Raw genomic sequence first — 455 nt, forward strand, 5'->3', positions numbered from 1 at the left:
GTCGATCCTGGCGGAAACAGCACCGTTTCTCGGCGTGGCAACGAGAACGTGATTTTCAAGGAATACATCGAGCGCAAAGTGCCCTTTCGCCCGGCCATCAGCCAGGTGTGCCTGGTGTCCTTGCAGATGCCGATCAAGGTACCCCGGCGAATCCGCAAGAAAGTCGCAGGCGATACGGTGTACTCCACCATCGAAATTGCGCTCAAGCAATTCACCGCTTCATTGTTTTTTGAAGCCGTGGACGAAGCCTTGCAATGGCGCAGTCCGCTCAAGTCCGAACCCAACTACAACAGCAGCAGCCATAAAGCCTTGCTGGGCGATCCCGCGACCCGGCCCAAACGGTTTGGCAGCGCCGTGCAACCGTTCTGGCCACGCCCCAAAGGATTACTGGCGCCCGATCTGGTGGTGGTCGAATACCGGCAGGAGCCGTTTGAAACCGAAAACGTGTTTGCGGC

At 57.8% G+C, this 455-nt stretch carries 1 pseudogene; it reads left to right on the plus strand.

The features are described from left to right. A pseudogene (locus H7995_RS28205) lies at window positions 1-455 on the plus strand (VRR-NUC domain-containing protein); the annotation flags it as partial.

This window comes from Pseudomonas kielensis (genome assembly GCF_014236655.1).
In the GTDB taxonomy this organism is placed as follows: domain Bacteria; phylum Pseudomonadota; class Gammaproteobacteria; order Pseudomonadales; family Pseudomonadaceae; genus Aquipseudomonas; species Aquipseudomonas kielensis.